Source organism: Neobacillus sp. PS3-40, assembly GCF_030915485.1.
In the GTDB taxonomy this organism is placed as follows: Bacteria; Bacillota; Bacilli; order Bacillales; family Cytobacillaceae; genus JAUZPL01.
Map to the genome: position 1 here is coordinate 2,907,589 of NZ_CP133266.1, position 19,362 is coordinate 2,926,950.

General features: G+C 37.0%; 18 protein-coding genes. 12 read left to right on the plus strand and 6 right to left on the minus strand.

The window, feature by feature from the left end; all coding sequences use genetic code 11:
- Positions 1-78: 78 nt before the first annotated feature.
- Together RCG20_RS14190 and RCG20_RS14195 are read right to left on the minus strand one after the other, a co-directional pair.
- Positions 79-1,989, minus strand: coding sequence for a heavy metal translocating P-type ATPase (locus RCG20_RS14190; RefSeq protein ID WP_308180783.1), 1,911 nt, complete (start codon positions 1,987-1,989; stop codon positions 79-81).
- A 182-nt stretch (positions 1,990-2,171) separates the two neighbouring features.
- A complete protein-coding gene (locus tag RCG20_RS14195; protein WP_308180784.1) occupies positions 2,172-3,347 on the minus strand; it encodes an MFS transporter in 1,176 nt (391 codons plus the stop codon).
- 222 nt (positions 3,348-3,569) lie between these two features.
- Between RCG20_RS14195 and cax the strand changes: the two genes are divergently transcribed.
- The 8 genes from cax (at position 3,570) to RCG20_RS14235 (ending at position 11,713) form a co-directional block, all read left to right on the plus strand.
- On the plus strand, positions 3,570-4,628 hold the full coding sequence (gene cax / locus RCG20_RS14200; protein WP_308180785.1) for a calcium/proton exchanger: 1,059 nt from the start codon (positions 3,570-3,572) through the stop codon (positions 4,626-4,628).
- A gap of 504 nt (positions 4,629-5,132) precedes the next feature.
- A complete protein-coding gene (locus RCG20_RS14205; protein WP_308180786.1) occupies positions 5,133-5,942 on the plus strand; it encodes a YfkD famly protein in 810 nt (269 codons plus the stop codon).
- Positions 5,943-6,166: 224 nt separating this feature from the next.
- Complete coding sequence (locus tag RCG20_RS14210; protein WP_308180787.1) at positions 6,167-6,352, plus strand: SE1561 family protein; 186 nt, start codon at positions 6,167-6,169, stop codon at positions 6,350-6,352.
- Positions 6,353-6,804: 452 nt separating this feature from the next.
- Positions 6,805-8,340: a fumarate hydratase gene (locus RCG20_RS14215; RefSeq protein ID WP_308180788.1), complete on the plus strand. Its 1,536-nt coding sequence runs from the start codon at positions 6,805-6,807 to the stop codon at positions 8,338-8,340.
- Between the two features lie 197 nt (positions 8,341-8,537).
- Positions 8,538-9,302, plus strand: coding sequence for a delta-lactam-biosynthetic de-N-acetylase (gene pdaA / locus RCG20_RS14220; protein ID WP_308184352.1), 765 nt, complete (start codon positions 8,538-8,540; stop codon positions 9,300-9,302).
- Between the two features lie 211 nt (positions 9,303-9,513).
- The gene (locus tag RCG20_RS14225; RefSeq protein WP_308180789.1) at positions 9,514-9,840 is read left to right on the plus strand and encodes a hypothetical protein; all 327 of its coding nucleotides are present in this window, start codon (positions 9,514-9,516) and stop codon (positions 9,838-9,840) included.
- Between the two features lie 223 nt (positions 9,841-10,063).
- Positions 10,064-10,480 carry a DUF6306 domain-containing protein gene (locus RCG20_RS14230; protein ID WP_308180790.1) on the plus strand — a complete coding sequence of 139 codons (417 nt, stop codon included), beginning with the start codon at positions 10,064-10,066 and terminating at the stop codon, positions 10,478-10,480.
- A gap of 339 nt (positions 10,481-10,819) precedes the next feature.
- The gene (locus RCG20_RS14235) at positions 10,820-11,713 is read left to right on the plus strand and encodes a DMT family transporter (protein WP_308180791.1); all 894 of its coding nucleotides are present in this window, start codon (positions 10,820-10,822) and stop codon (positions 11,711-11,713) included.
- 326 nt (positions 11,714-12,039) lie between these two features.
- On the opposite strand, the gene RCG20_RS14240 is transcribed toward RCG20_RS14235, so the two are convergent.
- Entirely contained in the window at positions 12,040-12,366 is a 327-nt protein-coding gene (locus RCG20_RS14240; RefSeq protein WP_308180792.1) for a winged helix-turn-helix transcriptional regulator, read from the minus strand.
- A 295-nt stretch (positions 12,367-12,661) separates the two neighbouring features.
- On the opposite strand from RCG20_RS14240, the gene RCG20_RS14245 reads away from it, so the two are divergent.
- Positions 12,662-13,891, plus strand: a complete 1,230-nt coding sequence (locus RCG20_RS14245; RefSeq protein ID WP_308180793.1) for an MFS transporter — start codon at positions 12,662-12,664, stop codon at positions 13,889-13,891.
- 148 nt (positions 13,892-14,039) lie between these two features.
- On the opposite strand, the gene RCG20_RS14250 is transcribed toward RCG20_RS14245, so the two are convergent.
- Together RCG20_RS14250 and RCG20_RS14255 are read right to left on the minus strand one after the other, a co-directional pair.
- Positions 14,040-14,468 (minus strand): VOC family protein, encoded by a 429-nt coding sequence (locus tag RCG20_RS14250; RefSeq protein WP_308180794.1) that lies wholly within the window; start codon positions 14,466-14,468, stop codon positions 14,040-14,042.
- A gap of 216 nt (positions 14,469-14,684) precedes the next feature.
- Positions 14,685-15,206, minus strand: a complete 522-nt coding sequence (locus RCG20_RS14255) for an SRPBCC family protein (protein WP_308180795.1) — start codon at positions 15,204-15,206, stop codon at positions 14,685-14,687.
- Positions 15,207-15,620: 414 nt separating this feature from the next.
- Here RCG20_RS14255 and RCG20_RS14260 point away from each other — a divergent pair, with 414 nt between their 5' ends.
- The 3 genes from RCG20_RS14260 (at position 15,621) to RCG20_RS14270 (ending at position 17,894) form a co-directional block, all read left to right on the plus strand.
- Positions 15,621-16,400, plus strand: a complete 780-nt coding sequence (locus RCG20_RS14260; protein ID WP_308180796.1) for an amino acid ABC transporter substrate-binding protein — start codon at positions 15,621-15,623, stop codon at positions 16,398-16,400.
- 71 nt (positions 16,401-16,471) lie between these two features.
- Positions 16,472-17,131: an amino acid ABC transporter permease gene (locus RCG20_RS14265; protein WP_308180797.1), complete on the plus strand. Its 660-nt coding sequence runs from the start codon at positions 16,472-16,474 to the stop codon at positions 17,129-17,131.
- 16 nt (positions 17,132-17,147) lie between these two features.
- On the plus strand, positions 17,148-17,894 hold the full coding sequence (locus tag RCG20_RS14270) for an amino acid ABC transporter ATP-binding protein (RefSeq protein WP_308180798.1): 747 nt from the start codon (positions 17,148-17,150) through the stop codon (positions 17,892-17,894).
- 544 nt (positions 17,895-18,438) lie between these two features.
- Here the strand turns inward: RCG20_RS14270 and RCG20_RS14275 are convergent.
- Positions 18,439-19,293 (minus strand): GNAT family N-acetyltransferase, encoded by an 855-nt coding sequence (locus RCG20_RS14275; RefSeq protein WP_308180799.1) that lies wholly within the window; start codon positions 19,291-19,293, stop codon positions 18,439-18,441.
- Positions 19,294-19,362 lie beyond the last annotated feature (69 nt).

The following is a 19,362-nucleotide window of genomic DNA, read 5'->3' on the forward strand; positions in this document are numbered from 1 at the left end:
GGGTTTCCCCGGTCTTTTGTTTAAGTTTGTTCGACTTTAGTGATGGGAAAATTGAACTGAAAATCAACAGATCCTTCTTTATTTCAGAAGCCGTAGACTATTTAGTATAACAAGGATCGTACTGCCTTCATGTCCAATCACTCCATATGGTAAATCAAGAACTTGGAAGAAATTTGAGGAAATCAACAATATAATAACTAAAATAGAAAAAATAATATTTTGTTTAATTATCCGATTCATCCGTTTTGATAGTTGAATGGCCTCAGAAATTCGCGGTAAATCATTTTTCATTAAAACAACGTCGGCTGTTTCTAAAGCAACGTCCGTTCCTTCACCCATCGCAATTCCGATATTTGCTGTAGCAAGTGCAGGTGCATCATTGATCCCATCCCCAACCATGGCAACAGTAGAAAATTTTGTTTTCAATTTCTTGACTTGTTCCACCTTTTCAACTGGAAGGCATTCTGCGAAAAATTGGTCTACATGGCATTCTTCGGCAATAACTTGAGCTGTCTTGACGCTATCACCTGTAAGCATAACTGTATAAATTCCTTCTTTTTTTAAATGGTCAATGGCAAATTTTGTTTCTTCTCGAACAATATCTTTTAATGCGATCATTGCTGTTAGTTCTCCATTAATTTGGACAAAAACAAGCGTGTTTCCTTCGTTTGCTAATTCATTTTCCTTTCCGTTTGCAAATCCTTCGGCCGTTTCCTTGCCGACAAAATCTGCTTTCCCAATTTTCCATTGCTCACCATTCAATTCTGCTATTACTCCCAATCCCGGTATATCTTCAAGACTATCTGGATGAAGGAGGTCTTCCTTAATGATAGACTTTGTATATTTTACAATCGCCTGTGCAAGCGGATGGTTTGATTGGTTCTCAATAGATGCTACTTTCCACAATAGGTTGTTTTGATTGAACCCATCTTTCACAATGATCTCAGTTACTTCCGGTTTTCCCTTTGTGAGCGTGCCAGTTTTATCAAAGGCAATTGCCTCCAAATGGCATAAATTTTCTAAATGGACACCACCCTTAAATAAAATACCATGACGTGCCCCTCTTGAAATGGCTGCGAGGGTTGCAGGCATAATTGAAGCAACGAGTGCACAGGGTGAAGCAACTACAAGTAAAATCATGGCACGGTAGAAGGCTTCTTGCCAACTCCATTCAAGTAAAAAATGCGGAAGAAACATCATAAAGATTACAGTGATTAGAACGACTTTAACATAGGTACCTTCAAAGCGTTCTATAAAGAGTTGGGAAGGTGGCTTCTCACTTTGTGCAGATTGAACTAGCTCGATAATTTTATGAAATAATGTTTCACTGCTGCCTTTTGTCACTTTGACCATAATTGCTCCAGAAAGGTTAACCGTTCCTGCAAAGACTTCATCATCATCCCCTTTGGAAACTGGAATGGATTCTCCTGTGATAGTGGCCTCGTCAATGTTGGATTGCCCTTTTGTTATTACACCATCAGAAGGAACTCGTTCACCAGGTTTAACTAGAATGTGATCACCAACTACAAGTTCAGAAACTGGAATCCTTTCTTCAATTCCATTGTTGATTAGGAGGGCCTCTTCAGGCTGAAGCTCCATTAAAGAGGAAATTTCTTTATGGCTTTTGTTCATCGTATATGTTTCTAAGGCGCCACTGACAGCAAAAATAAAGATTAAGATTGCACCTTCTGTCCAATACCCGATAATTGCTGACCCGGCGGCTGCAAAGATCATTAACATTTCAACATTTAAGTTTTTTGATTGATATGTTGCCTTGATGCCTTGCTTTGCTTTTGCATACCCACCAATGATAAAAGCAAACAAGTATGCAATAATGGAAATTTCGTTGTAATTACTTCTATCAAATAACCAGCCTGCTATAATCAGCACGCCACAAAATCCTGCTGCGATCAATTCTCCATACAATTTAATTTTCACCAAAAAATTTCTTTCTTGACGTTTTTCTTTCCCATTTGCTATTGAACCCATGTAAGATCCCCCCTAAGCTAACTCAAGTGATAGAAATAATCAGAATCAATACCCTTATAAAAACACGAAAGCTGTCATCAAATGATGACAGCGTAGTAATTATGAACGTTATGATATGAATATCTTGCCATTTATACCTTACCATATAGTTTATGCGTTGAAAAAGAAAAAGCACCATCATTTTAAGTTACTTTGTTCAAAATTGGTTGAGTTCTTTTTCCAAATATAAAAATAATGATGAAAATAATGAATAGAATTGTACTTATGATATGGAAGAAACTGATACTTTTGTAAAACTGTAAAAATAGTCCACCGATAATAGGCCCACTTAAACTGCCAATACTGAAAAAGATCCCACACATTAAATTCCCAGTAGGCATTAAACTTTTTGGCATCAAATCGGACATATAGCTAATTCCAAGTGAAAAAGTGGAACCTACAACCATTCCAGCGATAAGAAATGAAAGGATTAGTCCAACAATAGAATGTTCAAGAAAGCTTGCTACAGTAAAACTTGAAAATCCAAGAAAAAGAACAGTTACCAGTATATTTCTTCTTCCAAATTGATCACTAAGTATTCCTAATGGAAGCTGGGTAATAATGCTTCCAATCGCAAATGCAGTCAAAACAATAGAAACATTTGTTATCTCAAGCCCAATTCGTAATCCATAGACAGGAAAAATACCGTTTAATGATGATTCTAAGAAACCATAGGCGAAAGGAGGTAAAAACGCAACCCAACCATATTTCCAAGCTTTTGAAAAACGTTTAATGGTTTCAACAAAAGAATTCAAACCTATTTCATGCTCTGGAAAATCATTTTTAAGGGTAAATAAAAATAACCACCCTACAAGACAAAAGCAGGCAGAAACAATGAAAGGCAAGGAAGGATTAACATTTACTAATGGTGTCATAAGTGGACCAGATGCGAATCCAATCCCATAAAATAATCCATATAGTGAAATGTTTCGTCCTCTTCTGTTTTCTTTAGAGGAAGATGTGATCCATGTTTGGGTAGCAAAATGAAGAGCATGATCTCCAATCCCGATAATAAGACGAAGAGTAAACCAAAACCAAAAAGATTTCCATAAAGGAAACATGGCTAGTGAGAGAATGACCAATGCTGAACCCGCGATTAGTACAGGTTTATAGCCGTATTTTCGTAAAGGTGCTTCCATAAAAGGGGATACAAGCAGAATCCCAATATATAAAGCAGTTGCATTTAAGCCATTTAATGATGATGAAATCCCACTTTTTTCAAAAATAACAGCAATGAGAGGAAGAAGCATCCCCTGTGAAAAACCTGAAATGGCAACAATACTGATCAATATCCAAAATTGAAAGTACTTCTTTTCCATAAACTACCTCGAAAATTCCTGGATTTGATTGTGGAAATTGAAAAATACATTTTGTATATAAACGATGTTATCTAGAATAGGTTAGATTTGCAAGGTAAATATTTAATATTGGATAAGCTAAGGAAGGATACTTGAATGGAATTAGAATAAACATGAAGTTGAAATGGAGAGAATAAAATCAGAATAAAGGGATGAAGGAGAGAAAAGAGTGGAGGGAATGCGGTGACAAACAAAATATTTACACTTATGCTGATTTTTGGTGTACCACTTTCGATTATAGGAGCCTATCTTCATTGGTCGAGAATTCTAATGTTCATTCTTTATTGTTTAACGATTATTGCGTTAGCTGGTTTTATGGGAAGAGCAACCGAAAGCTTAGCTATTGTAGCTGGACCACGAATTGGCGGGTTATTAAATGCAACCTTTGGGAATGCTGTAGAATTAATTATTTCTATTTTTGCTTTGAAAGCTGGTCTTGTTGGAGTTGTTCTCGCTTCCATAACAGGTTCTGTATTAGGGAATTTATTGCTTGTTGCTGGATTTTCCTTTTTTATGGGCGGGTTAAAATACAAACGTCAAGAATTCAATGTATATGATGCAAGGAATAATTCTGGTTTGTTAATATTTGCGGTGATTGTTGCATTTGTCATCCCTGAAGTTTTTTCAATAAATATGAAAAGTACTGAAACCTTAACATTAAGTGTAGGAATTTCGTTTATTTTAATTTTTTTATACTTAGCAGCCTTATTTTTCAAGCTTGTTACACATCGTGGTGTATACCAGCATGAAGATGAATCAGAGGGACATCTTGAAGAAGAACCTGAATGGGGAAAGGGAAAAGCTATTGCAATTCTCGCAATTTCAACTGTAGTGGTTGCATATATATCAGAGCACCTTGTTCATACCATCGAATATGTTGCAACATCCTTTGGCTGGACGGAGTTATTTATTGGGGTAATTATTATCGCAATCGTTGGAAATGCAGCAGAACATGCATCAGCAGTTTTAATGGCATACAAAAATAAAATGGATATTGCTGTTGAAATTGCGATTGGCTCTACTCTTCAAGTGGCTATGTTTGTTGCTCCTGTTCTTGTTCTTGCGTCACTTTTCTTTCCTACTTCAATGCCGCTCTTATTCAGTTGGCCAGAATTAACCGCTATGGTATCCTCGGTATTTTTAATGATTATCATCTCTAACGACGGAGAATCCAATTGGTTTGAGGGACTTACCTTAATTGCGGCATATTTCATAATGGGATTGGGCTTCTTCTTATTGTAAAGAAAACTCGCTGATTGGCGAGCCCCTAAGGGCGATGACAGAAGCGTAGTTGCCCTTATGCGATAGCAGAATTTATGGATAAAATTCTGATTAGCTAAATAAAAGACTCTAAGCCAGCTCGGCTTAGAGTCTTCTTTATACATATAATTTAATCATTAAGTACGTTGTTAAAAATAATCATTAAGGGAAAAACCAATCGCTTTAACTTTGGGTCCATCAATCACCAACCTTCCTGTTCAGTCATTGAATAGGAAAACACGAGTGCCGAATATCATATAAGACGGAAATCCCAACCTCCTTATTAAATAGAACTTTCGCGAATTGATTACTGCCCTCCTTTGTATAAAGGATGGGTTTATTATAATATAAACTTCAAGTTTTGTAAATGTTCCGATTATTACATTTTCTTTACTAAAATTTAGATTAAAAATGGATAATATCTATCAACAACGAAAACACTATGTAGAGTGATTAGAATGCTATTTAGTGAAAGGAGTCAACACAGTGAAAAAATTCTCTTCAATAGTATTGACATTGCTTTTAATGCTTTCATTACTACCATCCGTCTTTGCCGAAAAAATCCCTGAGAAAAGTGGACCAGCGCAGTATCAAGTGCCTTCTTCCGTTCGAAATATTACTAAAGAAAATACGTATCCAAATCCAACGCAAGATTTACCTTTATTACAACCGAGTGAGTTAACTAAAAAATTGATCGATTCATCTAAAGTTAAAATAGAGAATCCAGATTTAATTCGGATGCTAAATGAATCTAGTATCAATAGTACACCGTTTGCAATTGGGTATCGGGCAATTGTTTATCTTGGCCAGTGGCCTTTAAACTATGTATCGACGGAAACCTCCCCAAATTGGGAATATCAAAAAATAAATACTAATTATTACGATAATAGGGGTGGCAAGGTTCCGTACCAAATTCATTATGTTCAAGAGGCACAAAAGATAATAAGAGGTGGTTTAACGGCGAAAATTTCCAATGCAGAAGAAGTTAAGAAAATGATGCTCTTAAAAGCAATGGAAAAAACAAAACTACCGCTTTCTTTTGATACCGTGATTGGAGGCGGGACTAAAAATGATCATGTCTATAATATTGCTTCCAATCGATTGGGCTATCTATATGCTTATGCACCAGCAGTAAATGAAAAAGGAAAAGTTACTTTCGGTGAAGTTTACTTAATGCTAAAAGGAAGTAAGAAATTTATTGTAGTTAAGAATGTAACATCACAAGGTATAGGTGCATGGATTCCAGTTCAGGATTATGTCTCCTTTGGCTTTTATGCGGCGGAACGACCAAGGTAAAGAGTTCTAGAGTAAGGGCTCCTTCGATTTAGTGAAGGGGTCCTCTTTTGATTAGTGCTGGAGGATGAGGTCGATAAATGCAAGGCAAGGAAAACTAAACCTCATTTTCGTTGCAATCATCGCCCATAGGGGCTCGCCAATCGGCGAGTTTTCTTTATAAAAGAATTGATTAATATGCTTTTTTTCGATAGGATGATAACGGAAATAGAAAGGGGAGAGGCACCTTGGGAAATCTAATTAATGATAAAAATAAGCAAGTTACTTTTTTAAAACAAAAATTGAATATGTTCCTTGATATGCTAGAGGCAATTGATCCAGAGCATACTGATCTAGATGATATCGACCGAATGATCGCTGTAGTGGATGAAATGGAATCAAAATGCAAGGAATTTAATCATAGAGAGTGCTAAAGAGTCTGTTCAACAGGCTCTTTTTGCTTGGAAAAAAATTGATGAACCAGTTAATTTACTGGCTTTTTGAATGTTGGCCATGGTTTTTAGGATTTTCCTTAGTATAAAGTCCTAGATCAGCTCTTCATCCATAAAACAATAAATGAAAACGTTTGCTAGCTTCTTCTTTAAATCATCATAGTAGAGGAGTATAATTAAAATCGATAATATTTGTAAAATTAAAAACATGGTTTGCTTTGAATGAAGAAAAGAGGCGGAGCTATGCACAAGCGAATCGGAGTATTCAATTCGTAGTATAAAGTATAGGTGAAACCTACTTCATTCACACCCCATATGATGTTGATCTAGTACATATAGCAAAATTATTTTTCATCGTAAATGGTGGTGTTTAAAACGTTGTGCGTTTTAATGCAAATTAAACATTAGGGAACAAAGGGAAGGGGTTACTCGAAATGGATTTAGTGAAATTTGAAGAGAGTATGTATCAGCTTATTTTGGAAACATCAACAAAGCTGCCAAGAGACGTTCGCCGTGCAGTGCTGGGGGCAAAAGAAAGAGAAAATGCTGGAACGAGTGCAGCAATGAGCCTTGCAACCATTACAAACAATATTAAAATGGCTGATGATCAAAGGGCGCCAATTTGCCAGGATACTGGTTTACCTACATTCAAGATCAAAACACCAGTTGGGGTTAATCAATTAGAGTTAAAAACGGCAATTAGAAATGCAATCGCTCTTGCTACTAAAAATGGAAAGTTACGTCCAAACTCTGTGGATTCTTTAACAGGAGAAAATAGTGGCGACAATCTTGGTGGCGGCACTCCAGTAATCAAATTTGATCAATGGGAAAAAGATTATATTGAGGTTCGCCTAATATTAAAAGGGGGCGGCTGTGAGAATAAAAATATTCAATACAGCTTGCCAAGTGAAATCGAAGGACTTGGCCGGGCGGGCCGAGATTTAGACGGCATCCGTAAATGTGTCTTACATTCAGTTTACCAAGCGCAAGGTCAAGGCTGCAGTGCAGGCTTCATCGGGGTTGGCATAGGTGGGGACCGTTCCTCTGGTTACGACTTAGCGAAAGAGCAGCTATTCCGTTCGGTTGAGGATGTAAATCCAATTGAAGATCTTCGGAAGCTAGAAGAGTATATTATGAAAAATGCCAATGAACTAGGAATTGGAACAATGGGCTTTGGTGGAGAAACGACGCTTTTAGGCTGCAAAATTGGGGTTATGAACCGCATTCCTGCAAGTTTCTATGTATCCGTTGCCTATAATTGTTGGGCATTCCGTCGTGCAGGTGTTTCGATTGACCCTGAAAACGGTGAAATTCAAGAATGGATGTACCAAGAAGGCAAACATATTGATTTTACCCAAAATGAGGAAGAAAAAAAATCTATGTCATCGCAAAAAGTAATTGCTCTTCAAGCACCGATTACTGAAGATCAAATACGCTCATTAAAGGTTGGCGATGTGGTTCAAATTAACGGCAGAATGTACACTGGCCGTGATGCGATTCATAAACATTTATCTGATCATGATGCACCAGTTGATTTAAATGGCCAAGTTATTTACCACTGTGGTCCTGTAATGCTAAAGGATGAAGCGGGCGTTTGGCATGTCAAAGCAGCTGGTCCAACAACAAGTATTCGTGAAGAGCCTTACCAAGGAGACATTATGAAGAAATTCGGCATCCGTGCCGTAATTGGAAAAGGCGGAATGGGTCCAAAAACATTAGCAGCTCTTCAAGAACACGGCGGCGTTTATCTAAATGCAATCGGCGGGGCAGCTCAATATTATGCAGATTGCATAAAAGCTGTAGAAGGCGTTGACCTAATGCAATTTGGTATTCCAGAAGCAATGTGGCATCTTAAAGTAGAAGGTTTCACAGCAGTCGTCACGATGGACTCACACGGAAACAGCCTACATGTAGACGTTGATAAATCATCATTGGAAAAATTAGCAGGATTCAGTGAGCGGGTATTCTAATTTTTTAGGAGCAGGTTCCTTCAGGGGTACCTGCTTTTTTATGCATAAATTCTGCTAGCACATAAGGGTAACTATGCTATCAGACAGTTTCTTAACTAAAGGACGAGTTTATTATCAAAAAACTACCAATCATTTTTCCCCCAGATACAGCAAATACTAAAAAAAACAAAATAGGGGGATCATGGATGAAAAGGTTTATGAAATATTTTGCAATCCTTTGTATAGTGTTGCTCACACCGAACATCACCTTTGCGGCAGTATCAAATACACCCATCCAATGGGGATTTAAAAAAAGTGTGAATGAACAGCAAGCAGAGGCAGGAAAAGCGGTTGACCAATTACTCGAAAAATATGGAGGCTTTTATAAAGGGGATGCTAAAACTAAGAACTTATATCTTACCTTTGATAATGGCTATGAAAATGGATATACAGAGCAAATTCTTGATGTTTTAAAAAAGGAAAAAGTTCCCGCCACGTTTTTTGTTACCGGACATTATTTACAATCAGCGCCAGGTATTGTTAAACGGATGGTAAAAGAGGGACATATCGTTGGTAACCATTCCTGGTTTCACCCTGACTTAACCACGAACAGTGACGCAGATATCCGGGATGAAGAATTGAATACGGTACGAGAAAAAACAAAGGAATTAACTGGACAAAAAGAAATGCATTATTTACGCCCGCCTCGTGGTGTTTTTAGTGAAAGAACTTTAAAGGTAGCGAAGGAAGAAGGATATATACATGTGATGTGGTCACTTGCATATGTCGATTGGTATGTAAATCAGCAAAAGGGCTGGGAATATGCATACACCAATATAATGAAGCAAGTACATCCTGGAGCGGTAATGCTTTTGCACACTGTATCAAAGGACAATGCCGAAGCACTTGAAAAAGTGATTAAAGATTTGAAAAAGAAAGGCTACAAATTCAAAAGCCTTGATGATTTAACAAAGAAAAGATAAATTTCTTCTAAAATCGAATCCAATATGGATTCGGTTTTTCATTTTAAAACCCTATTATACGGAGCTCAAATTACTTTACTATTATCATGTAGTAAGTAACAGTACTTATTATTTTAAAGGATACTGCTGTACATTTATTTCAAAACCCCCTCACAGAAAGTAACCTAAGGAATAAATTAACATGTAATGAAAAAATGAGGAGGTTAGAGATATGCAAAATCCGAATTATTATGGTGGCAATATGTACCCTACTGAGCCAGCCCGTAATGTTATGAATGATGATGTACATCATAAGTGTCAAAAACACTTATACCAATTTATTCAAGTTGAATTAAATGATGGGTCCGTATTCCAAGGAATTCTTCACAGTTATGATAATGACAAACTTTATCTGATTATGCCAAATGCGAATCAGCCAAATGTTAAAGAGATGAAGGATGAAAGTAGGTTGTTTCCATTTTTCGGCCCATTTGGATTATTCGGTTTTCCATTCTTTGGAATAAGAACATTCGGTCCTTTCTTCCCATTCTTCATTTAAGTTAGTTTTCAATCCAATAGTTACTAACAAAAATTAATTTTCTGTTAGTATTTTTCAAGGCTCAATCTTTAGATTGAGCTATTTGTGTTTTTAAAATTCAAGACTTTTGAAAGCAATGTATCTAAAGTTTCAGAAATATTCAATTTAATCAACATATTAATAGAATAAAGGCTTATAATTTAAATGTTGAAAAAACTATTAGGATGATGGGGGAAGAAAAGGGATGAGTGAAAATCAACAACTAATTGATCTTTTGAATGCATTACTTGAAGCGGAACGCGCAGGCGTGGAGACGGCAAATCATCTCCAACAAAATTATCAATTAGAGGAATTGGATGCTCAGTATAAACAGCTAAAAAAAGATGAGGCATGGAGTTGTGCAGGCCTCCATAAGGCGATCTTGCGTGAAGGTGGGGTACCTAGCATGCAAGTAGGAGCATTTATTGATAAAATAACTGCACTTGAAACACTAAAAGAGAAATTGGCTCTTCTTATCAAAGGTCAAGCCTGGGTCGCTCGTAAAATTGATGTAGCAATTGCTTACGGTACACAACCTGAAACAGAAGCGTTCTTAACAGAAATGAAAGAAAAGCATGACACGAACATAGGTGAATTAGATAAATATTTACTTCAAGGTTAATGTGGTCAAGTTTTACCCCGCTAACAGGGGAATTCTTCATATAATTTAGATAATAATTCACCAATAAATTTACAATCATTAGAGAAAGTCCCCATCATGATCTTGTAGGATCATGATGGGGACTTTCTCTTTCCACCACTCGGCCACTAGTTTAACATGAAAGGTCAATTAGCATTGAAGCAACAATATAATTTAGCAAAGCCCATTTCTTTTAAACGTATTAAAGGAATTAGAGGAAAAGCGCTAAATTGTTTTAATATTATGATAAAATATATTCATTTAATCAATTCTATGTACGATCAAAATAACTTATGGATTTTTGACAGTGGGAGGATTAGTGTGAGAGGGAAATTAAAAATTATTACTGCAATGCTCATTTGGGGTAGCATGGGTGTGTTTGTAAAAAATATTGATCTATCTTCAAGTGAAATTGCGCTTTTAAGGGGAGTAATCGGAAGCATATTTTTGGTGTGTGGTAGTTTTATTGTTAAACAAAAGCTTTCTCTAAAATTGATAAAAGAAAATAGTGTACTTCTATTTCTATCTGGTGCAGGTATTGGGGTAAATTGGATATTTTTATTCCAAGCCTATAGGTATACAACTATTTCAAATGCGACATTAAGCTATTACTTCGCACCAATATTTGTAATGATTTTTGCGCCATTAGTACTAAAAGAAAAACTAACTTCCTTAAAAGTAGGGTGCATTATTACCGCAATGATTGGATTATTTCTTGTCGTTAATATTGGTGGCAGTAGTACAAGTGGTACATATCACCATGCAATAGGTATCTTGTATGGCCTTTCTGCTGCAGTACTTTATGCAAGTGTTATTTTAATGAATAAATGTATTAAAAATCTAACTGGTTTTGAAACTACTTTAGTTCAATTAATGGTAGCAACTGTTGTTCTTTTTCCATACGTTTTTGCTAAAGATCATTTGGACTTTTCAGGAATAAACGCTATTTCACTTATTTTTATACTTATTTTAGGCATTATCCATACTGGTATAGCATACTTCTTATATTTTACTTCAATTAAGGAATTGAAGGGACAAACGATTGCAGTTCTCAGTTATATTGACCCAATTTCGGCAGTAATGATTGCAGCAATATTTCTTGGTGAGAGCATGAATTTTATTCAAATGGTTGGAGGTGTCCTTATATTAGGTGCCACTTATTTGAGTGAAAGAATGGACTTTAATGTTGAAAAGTTAAATAAAAGTAAGGCTTAAGAAAAAGTTACACCATAACTTTGCTGTTGATTTCCGCTCCGGGCACTTGCTTTCCGCGGGGAGGGATGGGAGCCTCCTCGGCGTACCGCCTGCGGGGTCTCCCATTCCCTCTATTCCCGCAGGAGTCAAGTGCCCTTCGCTCCAATCAACAGAGTGTCAAAATTAGCACTTGGCTTTAACATAGTCAATGCAAAAAAGGTAAGATAGCCCCTATTTAATAAAAAAGACGACTTAAAATTCACTTTGAATTTTAGGATCGTCTTTTTTATTTAGTACATGAAACTTAGGTTATAGCTTACGGCGAGTTGAATCTCGTTTAGTGATATCTAATTTGAAACTATCTTGTCTGTCAATGCTATATGTCCTTCTCCCCAACTACACATGGCATCCAAAATGGGGCGAAGAGACCATCCATATTCTGTTAAAGAATAAATAACCTTTGGTGGAACCTGGTCAAAAACGGTCCGATTCACAACGCCATCAACTTCAAGTTCCCGCAGTTGCTGGGTCAACATTTTTTGAGTGATGTTAGGCATGAGCTTTTTCAATTCACTTGTTCGTTTTTCTCCTTTAATCAAGTGGCACATAATGACGACTTTCCACTTTCCACCGATGACATCAAGTGTTGCTTCTACAGGAATGTTATAAGCCATTTTGGTTCTCCCTTTTTTCTTATAGGCACTTTAAAGTACCTACATTACTTTAAAGTGCGTACTTTTCAATTTGAAGTGTTGGATTCATAATAACATTCACAAGCAAAAAACAAAAGGTCGAAAACAACCATAGTTGCTTTAAAGTACCTATATTACTTTAAGGAGTGTACTATCCTTTTTGTTAATATGCTTATAAATAATGTTCGTAGTAGAAGCGTGATAAAAATGTGAGAGGCGCCAAATCACGCTTCGCCGTTTATGAACAACACTTCAAAATAACAAGGAGGATTTCTTTATGAGTTCCACTGCTATAAATACTCAAGAGAAAAAAGGTGGTACACTTTCGTTAATGGCTTTGGCCATTAGTGCTTTTGGAATTGGCACTACGGAATTTGTACCTGTAGGATTACTTTCTTCATTAGCAGGTGATCTAAAAATACCCATTACTTTAGCTGGTTTATTAATATCGGGTTATGCAATGGGTGTTGCTATTGGAGCACCGGTCCTTACGGTTTTAACAAATAAGATGAATAGAAAAACTTTATTAATGCTATTAATGGTTGTCTTTATTGTCGGTAATTCAGTTGCTGCTTTATCAACAAGTTTCGGATTATTATTAGCAGCACGGTTTATTACTGCATTTTCTCACGGTGTATTTTTCTCAATCGGCTCTACGATTGCGGCAGATTTAGTTCCTGAACACAAAAGGGCAAGTGCTATTGCATTTATGTTCACGGGTTTAACCGTTGCCACAGTAACAGGTGTACCACTAGGTACATTTATTGGTCAAGTGTTTGGATGGAGGTCAACTTTCTGGGCTGTCGCAATTCTAGGCGTAATTGCGATTATTGCAAGTGCCATTCTGGTCCCTAAAAATCTTAAGAAGGCCCCACTGGCAAAATTCAGTGATAACTTAAAAATCTTAACGAACGGGCCATTACTTTTAGCATTTTCAATTACAGCTTTAGGATATGGCGGTACGTTTGTAGCATTTACCTTCCTTGCCCCTATTTTAGAAGATATTACAGGATTCGCCCCAAGTGTAGTTAGTGTCATCTTGCTGGTATATGGTGTTGCAATAGCTATTGGAAATACAATTGGAGGGCGAGCTGCCAATAAAAATCCCTTAAAGGCTTTATTATGGATGTTCTTAATTCAAGCAGTTGTACTGGTTATCTTATCATTCACTGCGCCATTTAAAATTGTAGGTATTATCACTATCTTCTTCTTAGGATTATTTGCATTTATGAATGTACCAGGATTGCAAATTTATGTCGTTCAGCTAGCTGAAAAATATGTACCTTCAGCGGTGGATGTCGCATCCGCTTTAAATATTGCTGCATTTAATGTTGGAATTGCGATTGGAGCTTTTATTGGAGGATATGTTGTGGATTCTATTGGGTTAATTCATACACCTTGGATTGGTGGTGTAATGGTACTTGGAGCAGCCCTACTTACTTTGTGGAGTTCTTCTTTAGAGAGTAAAAGAAAAGAAAAAAGTAGCTTTAAGCGTCTAATTGGATAAACATCGAAATGGGAACCTTCAACCAATTTGAAAGATTGTTTCTGAGTTGATTTTATCTTAAATAGATTGTGGAGAGCACAAAATAGAGTAAAAAAGATATGGGATCTTTTCTATTAAAAGAAAAGTTCCATATCCTTTTTTTCTTTCATTACATCCCCATTTGTTCGCCTTCGTGGCTTAATTGCCATTGGATCCCAAACTTATCAGTTAACATACCGTAGCATTTGCTCCAAAATGTTTCTTGAAGCTCCATTCCTACAGTGCCGCCTTCTTTTAGTTTAGTGAAGAAAGATTTAATTTCATCCATATTCTTACTGACGACAGTAAGGCTAATATTGTTTCCTGCAACAAACGACATACCAGGGAAGCAATCCGAAAACATCACTGTGCTTCCTGTTATGTTAAGTTGTGCATGCATAACTAAATTTTTGGCATTCTCTGGGGTAGGATATTCCGGATTAGCCGGTGCATCTCCAAAGGACATTATTTTGGGTTTTTCTGTTCCAAAAACCTGCGCATAAAATTCTACTGCTTCTCGGCAGTTTCCATTAAAATTAACATAAACATTAACAGCCATTTGCAAGCACTCCCTTGTTAAAAATGGTAATCATTGAAAATTCTACAATTCCCATTTTATCCAATAAACTTTCAAAAAACAAATGTAACCTCGAATAATGTCGAAATTTTCTGGAATTGATTATGATGACACAATAGTTTAGAAAAAGCTTCTTAGTATCGTTATTATTCTTAGTATCAAGCTAAACACCAGGCACTTTTCTATTTTTTCCTGATTCTATTCATGAGCCTTAGTAAGGTAATCGGCAAGTTGGCCAAACGTTCCGGAAACTCCCTGTTGAATTCCTTCATGAGCTGCCTTGAACGTTTTATTTTCAGCATCTGTGCCGTTTAGAGGGACACCCCGCATTGTGAGTGTCGTCTTGCCTTCATGCTCGATGAACGTCAACGTATTTAGGATTTCTAGTGGCCAGGTTGGGCTAAAGGGAGCATGAATCGTATTGCCCTCTTCATCAGAAAAAGAATTAATGAAGACAAGCTTCGTCGGCGCAACAATTTCGCGAAATAGTAATTTACCCCACATTTCGTGGCCGTCAGGGGATTTCTGGCTATAGTGAAAGACGCCGCCCGGACGGAGATCTGATTTAGAAATACTCATAGTGAAACCTTTTGGACCCCACCATTGCTTCAAGTCCTCTGACGTGGTCCATGCCTTAAACACGAGCTCTTGTTTTGCATCAAAAGTATGCGTGATAACTAATTCAAATTGGTCCATGTTTGTGGCATTGTTTTCAGTCATGTCAATTCCTCCAAATATAAAGTTAGCTTCTGATAAGGCTCGGCAAGTTCACTAAAGCCGATTCATGACCCGAATATAATACATTAGGAATAGCATGTCAAAAAGTATAGAGTTATTGCATGGCACGAGTATGAAATCTCAGAGAGAAACGGTGTCATCGTAAGCAAGTATTAACGATATTTAATAAAATAGTAGTTGTTGGATTGCGCAGAAAATCTATATCAAAATACAAGTGAAGTTACTTAGTAGAAGGGTAGTAGTAGTACAGAAAACTGCTTAAACCGGCCGTGGCAACAGGTTGTGATTGGCGCCAAAAACTGATTGTGTTTTATATTATTATAGTGTTATAATGCTAGAGTGATAATATGGTAACGTACTAAAGCGAATTAACTAAGTTAAAGGTGGTATTTTTATATGAAACGTTTTGCAATTATGATTCTAGCAATTGTTGGAGTATTCTCGCTCCTTTCAGCATGCTCTAGTCCTACGGCGAAGGATGCTAAGAATAAGACACTAGTGATTGGTATTGATGATAAATTTGCTCCGATGGGGTTCCGAGATGAGAATAACAAGATTGTTGGATTCGACATTGATTACGCCAAAGCAGCTGCAAAAAAGATGGGAACGAAGATTAAATTTCAACCTATCGACTGGAAAACAAAAGAAACCGAATTGAGCAGTGGACGGATTGATCTCATTTGGAATGGGTACACAATTACGGATGAGCGTAAAAAGAAAGTTCTGTTCACGAAGCCTTATTTGAAAAATACACAGGTTGTTGTTACACTTGCTAATTCTAAATTAACTAAACTAAATGAGTTAGCAGGTAAAACTGTCGGCCTTCAATCGCTTTCTTCTGCATCAGATGCCTTGGATGCTAATCCAATTAAATCTAAGGTTAAGACTGTCACTGAGTATTCAGACAATGTAACAGCTTTAAGTGATCTGAAGTCTGGTCGTTTGGATGCAGTTGTCATTGATGAGGTTGTTGTTAAGTATTACATGTCAAAAGAGAAAAATTCCTTTAAGCTTCTCGATGAATCTCTTGCACCAGAAGAATATGGTGTAGGGGTGAAAAAAGGAAATGAGGCACTACTAGAGAAACTTCAAAAAGCACTTGATAAGATGAATGAAGACGGTACAGCCGCTAAGATCTCAGAAAAGTGGTTTGGTGAAAATAAGGTATTAAAGTAAACAGACTGAACAAAAATTAGACAAACAGGATTTCCATTGGAAACCCTGTTTTGTTTGTGGAGGAAACATCCATGTCCATCGATTATTTCAACACAATCATTAAGCCTATGCTGGAAGGTGCACAAACAACACTCCTTTTGTTTTTAATTGCCATATTAGTGTCAATTCCGCTGGGTTTCATTCTTACTCTGGCTGTAAAAAGCAGTATCAAGCCTTTAGCCTTGTTTGCACAGGGCTATATATACTTGATGCGCGGTACACCGCTACTTCTGCAGCTACTATTTATCTGTTTCGGTCTACCACTAATCCCTGGGATTGGACAATATTTAGTTTTGGACAGATTTGTCGCTGCTTGTTTAGGGTTTATTTTGAACTACGCGGCATATTTTGCAGAAATTTTCCGCGGGGGGCTATTGGCTATTGATAAAGGTCAATATGAGGCTTCTCAAGTACTCGGTTTGAATAAATGGCAGTCGACGACAAGAATCATACTACCACAGATGTTCCGTATTGCACTTCCAGCTGTTGCTAACGAATCAGTGACATTAGTTAAGGATACGGCGCTGCTCTATGCCGTTGCCGTACCGGAATTGTTACACTTTGCAGAGACTGCTGTGAACCGCGACTTTACGATCTTGCCTTTCCTTTATGCGGGAATCATTTATCTGATCATAACTTTCATATTAACGTTGCTCTTTAAATGGCTTGAAAAAAGATTCAAATTTGAATAAGAAGGGAGTGAGAAATGTGGCTTTCATTGAAGTATCTAACCTTAAAAAATCATATGGCAAGCTAGATGTATTAAAGCAGATTACTTTTGAAGTAAATAAAAATGATGTGGTAGCAGTAATCGGCCCCTCAGGATCTGGGAAAAGCACGATGCTCCGCAGTCTAGTCCATCTCGATGAAATTAATGCCGGAAGCATTTGTATATCTGGAGAATATCTAGTAAGGGATGGTGTTTACTCAAAACCGCAGGAGATCAAGAGGATCACAACAAAGATGGGAATGGTCTTCCAGCATTTTAATCTTTTCCCGCACCTCACCGTCAAAGAAAATCTGGAAATTGCTCCAAAAATGTTAAAGAAAGAGCCATTTACATTGATCCAACAACAAAGCGCAGAACTTTTGGAGAAAATCGGGTTAACTGAGCGGGCAGCAGCTTACCCAGCGATGCTCTCAGGCGGTCAAAAACAAAGAGTAGCCATTGCTCGAGCACTCATGATGAATCCTGAAATTCTGCTATTTGATGAGCCTACATCTGCCTTAGACCCGGAATTGACTGGTGAAGTACTAGAAGTAATGAAGAAATTGGCCAAAGAACACATGACTATGATTGTGGTGACACATGAGATGGGGTTTGCTCAGGAAGTGGCTAATCGGGCTATTTTCATGGATGACGGAGAGATTATTGAATCTGGTCATCCGAATGAATTGTTTACTAACCCCCAGTTCGAACGAACGAAATCTTTCTTGCACCGCAGTTTAAAGTAAGTAAACTCAGGGACGCAACTAATCGTAGTCTGGGCCGCGTTTTCCATTTCAAATTGTTGATGGTTATGTAGCCTTTTTAAAAAGCACTGATACGCGAGCAGAATTTATGGAAGTAAATTTTGTTGATTAGCCAAAAAAAGGGTATCAAGGTATTTTTGTACCTTGGTACCCTTTTTTTAGATTATGGCTCTGTTAAAGGTGAATGTTTGATATTTGATACTTGTCCGAATTCTTAATAGACGGAAAAATTCCTCTTAATTAATAAATTGGATTAAAAATAGCTTAAATAGGCGGAGAGTTTCCGCCTATTGACTCAAAAACTTCGAAAATAGGGGACTTTTCATTACGTAACCGGAAAACCTCTGCTTATACACCCCGAAACGAGCTCCATTCTGCATTTAACCGAAAAATCTCCGCTTATTTTATTTTCGTTGGTTTCTCGGGTTTCTCGCGTAAGACTTTCAAGATCATTAGTTTATCACTATTTAATAGCCCATATAGAATCTGCCACAGGAAAGACCGAGTCAGGCACCAAAAACTACTATTATTTCATCATCTGCACTTGCTCTATTGTTTTATGTAGCCCATTTTCAAGGAGGAATTGGCTGATTGGATTTTCTAAATTAAAATTAATAGCTATAAAGGTTGTTGAAGTACTTTTATCCTTTGCTATATTTTCTAAAATAGCTGGATAAATTGTCTTTTCATCCACATCGTTCAGAAGTTCAATTTGGTACAAAAGCACTTTTTCTAGCTTTCCTTCTAGGTTCCATACCTTTCTAAATAGGGAATACCCCAGAGGACTTTGATTCTCGTCATGATAAATTTGCGCTTCTCCTTCCTTAGCACTCTGCCATTGGCATTGCCAAGGAACATTCTCATTATAAAAAGGTATCATTTGAAGCTGCTCAGGCCGAATCGACTTTGATATGATTGGTATGGGAGTATTCTCCGACTGTTTAAGAACCCCGTTTAAATAGACAAGCCTATCTGTAATTTGATATCCATACTTTTCATATAGGCGAATTGCCTTTTCATTTTCTTTTATTGCCTCAAGTGTAGCAATATCTACTCCTTCGTCATGATAAATGCGCATGGTTTCTTCCATTAAAAGCTTTGAAGAACCTTTACCTCGATAAGCTGGTGCTACACCAGTACCGCCATTCCAAGCAATTTTCTTCCCTGCTTTAGTTATCCGAAACCCATTAAGAATGATTGCTATTGGTTCATTTTCATCAAATAGAACTCTTGATAAATCTAATGATATTCCTTCTGAAATAATCCGATTCATAAATGATTGCGGAGTCATTTCAATTTTTACAAAATATCCTTCAAAACCACGATTCCAAGCAATTACTGCTTCTTCAATTGTACATTCTGATAGCATTTTAAACTTCAAGTGAACTCCCCCTTTTAGGATCAATTTTTTAAGATTAATCAAGTAAATGACCTAACTATTTTTCAGGTG